Here is a 6,102-nt window from a genome sequence, read left to right as displayed (position 1 = left end):
CGCTAAGAGAAGGTGTAGCTTTTTTATATAATCTATAAGTTCCTTCATTTTTTTGTTTTTGCGGTCAATGGTCTCGCGGGCTTCTTTTACAACGCGTTTTAACAATTCAGTTCTTTTTTTTAGTTTTTCTTCCAGTTCAACAATGCGTTCGTAGTATTCCTTATTGACTTTCTTAAAGTCAATACGTGCAATTATAATTTCGCCCTGGTTTTTTTCTTTTTCTATTTCTTTGATGATGTCATTGAGTTCCTTTGAGGACAAAAGGTCCTTTGTGGATGTCTGCAGCCACTTTTTGCCGTCATCATCCGTAAACTCGTATACATCGGGAAGTGCTTTCTTTTTTCGTTTGAATAACATATAGTTGCTATAAATTATATCTCCACATAATTTCAATGTTTACGGTGGTGTTTCTTAAGTATACTATCGACACTTTATTAACATCTGTTTATGTAAATATTTAGGTGTACATCACTGATTTGAATATTCCTTCATCTTTTCTTTTATTTCCTTATTTGATGTACTCCATAGTATGGAATTTCCTGCCCAATTTTTATATTCTTTAAAATATGTTGTTGCTATTCCAATTGACTGGTACAAAGGAAGCCATGCGGTATACCCTTCATCATCAGTAATCTCAATAAAGCCGTCTTGAGCCCCAAATGCAATAGCATTGAGTAAAAGCTTTTGTAAAAGCTCAATATCATAATTGCTTGCTGCAAGCAGTTCAAAGGGCTTTTTGGTTTCCAGTTTCACTACATAAGTATTTTTCTTTATGAAGTATATAGTATTGTTTTCAGAATCCATTAGTATGGTATCAAAATCCTTTAACACTGTAAGCTGTCCCTTTGCAATATATGATTTTACAATCTGCATGATAATTCTAAGCTTCACTGCATTCATATAGTATGGTTTAATCAATTCAATATGTGTTTTCATTAATGTTTTTTGTTCTTCATCTGCTGGCTTTTCTTCGGGTTTTTTGTATACCGCTAACACTTTGTCAAGGTCAAGGTTTTCCTTGTTTTCAGGTGGAATATATGCTGATGTGGCTGTGGAGGTGTCAGCCACAAATCCATCCTTCAATGCCTGTACTTTATACCAGTATACTGTTCCTGGCTGCACATCAGTGTCAGTGTAAGTTGTTGTAGAGGTGGTTGCGATAGTATCATACGGTCCTTCTTTAAGCAGTGAACGCAGGATAGTATAGGTGCTACTGTCACCGTAGGTTTCAAAAGTCACAGTAATCTGATGTAAGGAGCTATCGCCCAATGCTACAATATTGCCAATTTTTATTATTTTTGATTGCAGTATACGCGATAGTTGTTTTTCAAAAGTTTTTGCCGATAGATGAACTTGATTGTACCATGCCCAGTCAAACAATGTTGCAATGAAACTGTTATTGTCAAGTGAGTAAAGTTTGTATTCAATATTTATCTGACCAACAGCATGCGAAAGCTCTGTAAAGAGTACAAAATCTGCTTTGCGTTTCTGGGCAAATTTTTTTATAGTAGTACGTGCGCTATCATCATTTAATTCAAGCAATGAATTAAATGTGCCTGCTTTTTGAACGCTGTCAATTGCCACACCTTCAATTTCTATTTTTTTAAGCTCGTCAAATAATAGTGATGATTGTGTAGTTAGGTCATCAGGGGAAAACGGATATACTACCGTCAGGTTTTTTGCATACAGGGTGCTAATTGAAAAAATTAAAAAAATAACCAAAAAGATTGGCTTTTTTTGGAATGCTGTCATATCATTACCCTAACGTTTCTTTATTTGTACTGTTTACTTTTCAATTGCTGTATAAGCATGCTTATTTTAAACTGCATTACACACCTTTAGTTAATTCCTACTACTGTATAGGTATATTACGTAAAATATTTGACAATATATATAAATATACATCATAATAAATATACAAAAATAGTGTCAGTAAATGCAACTATTTTGTTATGTTGGATTTTTTAAAATTACATATAATTATACGGAGGGGATATGGGAAAATACGAACATCTTATAGTGCGTAAACCAATAAATGTGAATGAACTTCCCAACCATGATTTCAGCCAGGTTATTCCATATCCGGTGCTTATGGGAAAGGAACTTGTGCCGGAAGCTAATGCCTGGGCACTGTATTTATATATAAAAACTATAACGCAGGAGATGAAAGATATTGCCATAAAGATGGACAGGGCTACACCACATAAGCATGATTTTGATGAAATGTATTTGATGATTGGTGATGAAAAAGCAATTACCTTTGAAGTTATGTTAGGTGATGAAACATATCAGGTGTCAACACCTGCTGCAGTGTATATACCAAGGGGTACTGCACATGCAATTAGACCAGTTGATGCAACAGTTGGCGCTACCGGAGGGCTCATACCAGTGTGTTTGAACGGCGAATACATTACACTACCAGTTGATAAGTGATATGATATGAACCCGCGCGATGATATCAGAACCATCTATATGCATGCAATTGAAGCAGTTGATCCCTATACTGCGGTGCGATCTTCATTGCTAAGGGAAGGCAGTATATTGCGTATTAAAAATGGTAAAGCATTTGATTTGTCTGCAATAAAAAACATTTATGTAGTTGGAGCGGGAAAAGCAACTGCACGAATGGCAAAGGCAGTTGAGGATATTCTGGGCGACAGCATAACACAAGGGATTATTGCTGTAAAATACGGGTACCGTGAAAGCCTGTCACATATTATATTGCATGAGGCAGCTCATCCGGTGCCTGATGAAAACGGCTTAAAAGCATCACAGGAGATAATTGATCTGCTTGGGGAAGCTGGTGAACATGATCTGGTGATATCATGTATATCAGGTGGGGGGTCGGCACTTTTGCCGTATCCAGTTGAACCAATAACACTTGCCCAAAAACAGGATTTAACACAAAGACTTTTAAGAAGCGGAGCATCAATAAAGGAGTTGAATATTGTTCGTAAACATCTGTCACGCACAAAGGGAGGTAACCTTGCGCTGGCAGCATATCCTGCTACCGTCATCAATTTAATGATGTCGGATGTGGTGGGTGATGATATGGATATAATTGCATCAGGACCATTTGTGATGGATACCAGTACCTATGCTGATGCTCTTTCAATATTGCAGCGGTATAATCTGCTAAAAGCAGTTGCGCCATCAATAGTTGCACATCTTGAAAAAGGAATTAATGGTGAAATCCCTGAAACACCAAAAGACAAGCATATATTTGAAAAGGTGTATAACATTATTGTTGCTTCCAATATAATTGCCTGCATGGCAGCACAGCAAAAGGCAAATGAATTGGGATATAATTCCATAATTTTATCTTCTATGATTGAAGGCGATACTGCAGAAGCTGCGCGTTTTCACAGTGCAATAGCACATGAAATAATTAAAACTGGTAATCCTGTTAAAACGCCAGCTTGCATTATCAGCGGAGGTGAAACCACTGTGGTTGTTAAGGGTTCAGGTCTTGGTGGGCGAAATATGGAATTTGCAATGCAGATAGCTCCATTAATTGAACAGCTACCAGTTGTGGCAGCAAGCATTGGAACTGATGGCACTGATGGACCAACAGATGCAGCAGGTGCAGTTGCTGATGGGAAAACAATTAAAAAAGCAAAAAAACTTGGATTAAATATTAATGAATATATTAACAATAATGATTCGTACCACTTTTTTGAATTGCTAGGAGATTTAATCATAACAGGGCCTACTAATACCAATGTGATGGATATCAGAATTCTCATTGTGGAATAAAAAATTATTTTTTAATAAAAAAAATACTTGCTAAACAATAGGCTGAGTAGTAGAATTATTTTCAATCTGATGAGTAGTTTATATGCAGGGATGCTAACAATAATACATGTTTAATCTCAAATTAAAGGAGTAATGCAATGAAAAAGAAAAGCTTACTTTTTGTATTAGCAATTGCACTAGTACTTTCACTTCAGTTTACCCCAATAGTAAAGGCTCAACAGGCACAGCCTGCAGAAAAGCAGCAATTTACAGAAGCCACACGCCCTGAAGAAAACTATCTGGCACGGTTTCATGCTCTTGAACGTGTTGAATTTTTGAAAAAATCAAATCTTGACAAAATATATATGCTGAAAGTCATTATCACCAATTTCAAAGATCAGGGATGGGATAAGGACTATCAGGCAATCTATGAAGGTTATAAAAAAGGGATGGATTATTACTATAAGCGTGATATCATTTATGCTCAGGTAGAACTTGAGAAAAACCGCAAAGATATTTTTGAGCTTTACAAAAAAATAGCCGAGGTCTATAAACAGCGAACACAAGCACTGCTCAGCGAATGTGCAACTAAGATTCTTGACCTTGACCTGGATGAACGCAGCAGATCAAATCCTGATAGGAATAAAGTGCTCTTTAGAAATATTGCACGTTTGCGTATTGCTTACGGACAGTTTGATGATGGCCAGAATATGATAGATGACCATGTCTACGATACAGCAGTGAAACATTTCAGAGTGGCAAAAACTTATGCAATTCAAATCCTTGAAGATATTGATCCTGAAAATGCAAAAGGAAAGTATGATTTAGACAAAGCTGATAATTTAAACAGGATATTAAATCCACCTCAGCAGTCAGCTAAATAAGGATTGCTGTAATTTTTAAACAGTGTAGCTTAAAAGGCTGTCTTTTAAAAGGGCAGCCTTTTTCATGTATAATAACTTTTTTTTAGGAGTAGCTTATTATATAATGGTTTGCTCTGATTGTTTAAAGAAAGTTGTAATATATATAGTTTTAATTATTGTTGCTATTATATCAATCCACACCCCAATCTGTCAGCTTGAATTCCCTCTCTACCGCGTGGTGCTTGATCCAGGACATGGGGGCAAGGCTATCCTTCCAAAGGATGAATATGGTGACAGATATGATGTTATTTCAATGAAATTTCTTGATAAATATCGTGAGGGGGCATCATATAAGAGTTACCATGAACATGTGTATACTTATGAGATAGCTAAAAGGGTTGAAGCATTATTACAGTTACTATCGCCCAATGGCAATTTTGAAAAATTTTATACCATACTGCAAAAATATACCAGCAAACCAGTTACACGAATATATATCCAGACGTTCATAAGCAGGGGACCATCATTAGATTCACATCTTGTTTATAAAAACCCTAATGCTCCATACAGATTGTTTGATTTTGTTGATAACAACGGTACTGTTGCAGAAGGCAGGATTAGCTACATTAATAGTCTGAAGCCTCATCTGGTAGTTTCAATACATTTTGCGTTGAATTCCTCACCTTACTTCAGGGGTATGAATGCTGTTATTGCAGCGCCGTACAGTATTCTGTATCAGGGATTACAGTATTTGAAAGGGAATATTACTAGCAGATCATTTTTTTATAATAGCAGGTATGCTGACTGGTTTACCGAAGACGAAAAAAAATCAGGATTTTTCTGGTATTGCAATGATGTGGCGATGTATTTCACAGGATATAGGATAAAAAATGATTATACACTTGATACAAATGAATTCAGGGGCTACCGTTACAACATGGTTCAGTGGGCGTATAGTGATCCACCTGGATGGGCACATATAGCAAAGCATCATCCACCATACACTCCCTATGCCAACACCTTCAAGGAATTTGTTCCATATAATGCTTTCTTTGCACGAGAACAGGGAAAATTTGAGCAATTCAGGCGGGATGGTGGAATTGAAGGGTATGGTGGCGATAATCTTTACGCATCAAATGAGATAATACGGTTTGTGCTGTACAATCTTTATTCAAAAGGTATACGGCACAAAGACCAGCGCCTTGCTCCGCCATATATTTCAATATGGTCTGTACCGTTGCATATAAACGCTATTAATGCATTTATTGAGTTTGGGTATCTGGCGCGACCCTTTACACGCACTATTATTGATAATCACCTTGATGATGTTGCTGAAGGAATTGCAGTTGGCATCTATTCGCTATTTGCAGGGATTGAAGTGAATAAACAATATCCGTACACACCGTATGGGAAAAAGATTGACCTTAACAAATATGTAATTGATAAAAGCAAAGATTATTTTTCAATAGTGAGATAGCTCATAATATTTGTAACTCTGATGTGG

6 protein-coding genes are annotated in these 6,102 nt (G+C 36.5%); 4 read left to right on the top strand and 2 right to left on the bottom strand.

Features of this window, described 5'->3' with window-relative positions; genetic code table 11:
* Together N3F66_08760 and N3F66_08755 are read right to left on the bottom strand one after the other, a co-directional pair.
* Window positions 1–357 (bottom strand): hypothetical protein (locus N3F66_08760; protein MCX8124240.1); only part of this gene is annotated, 357 nt, incomplete at its 3' end.
* A gap of 111 nt (window positions 358–468) precedes the next feature.
* Window positions 469–1,752, bottom strand: a complete 1,284-nt coding sequence (locus N3F66_08755; protein MCX8124239.1) for a hypothetical protein — start codon at window positions 1,750–1,752, stop codon at window positions 469–471.
* 243 nt (window positions 1,753–1,995) lie between these two features.
* Here N3F66_08755 and N3F66_08750 point away from each other — a divergent pair, with 243 nt between their 5' ends.
* The 4 genes from N3F66_08750 to N3F66_08735 all read left to right on the top strand — a co-directional run bounded on the left by N3F66_08750 (window position 1,996) and on the right by N3F66_08735 (window position 6,075).
* Window positions 1,996–2,433, top strand: coding sequence for a hypothetical protein (locus N3F66_08750; GenBank protein MCX8124238.1), 438 nt, complete (start codon window positions 1,996–1,998; stop codon window positions 2,431–2,433).
* A 6-nt stretch (window positions 2,434–2,439) separates the two neighbouring features.
* The gene (locus N3F66_08745; GenBank protein MCX8124237.1) at window positions 2,440–3,756 is read left to right on the top strand and encodes a glycerate kinase; all 1,317 of its coding nucleotides are present in this window, start codon (window positions 2,440–2,442) and stop codon (window positions 3,754–3,756) included.
* 137 nt (window positions 3,757–3,893) lie between these two features.
* The gene (locus tag N3F66_08740; protein MCX8124236.1) at window positions 3,894–4,619 is read left to right on the top strand and encodes a hypothetical protein; all 726 of its coding nucleotides are present in this window, start codon (window positions 3,894–3,896) and stop codon (window positions 4,617–4,619) included.
* 103 nt (window positions 4,620–4,722) lie between these two features.
* Window positions 4,723–6,075 (top strand): N-acetylmuramoyl-L-alanine amidase, encoded by a 1,353-nt coding sequence (locus N3F66_08735; protein MCX8124235.1) that lies wholly within the window; start codon window positions 4,723–4,725, stop codon window positions 6,073–6,075.
* The last annotated feature ends 27 nt before the right edge of the window (window positions 6,076–6,102 follow it).

Source organism: Spirochaetota bacterium (assembly GCA_026414805.1).
Lineage (GTDB): Bacteria > Spirochaetota > UBA4802 > UBA4802 > UB4802 > UBA4802.
The sequence above is the reverse complement of the archived record's forward strand: the minus strand, read 5'-3'. Positions and strand labels throughout refer to the sequence as shown.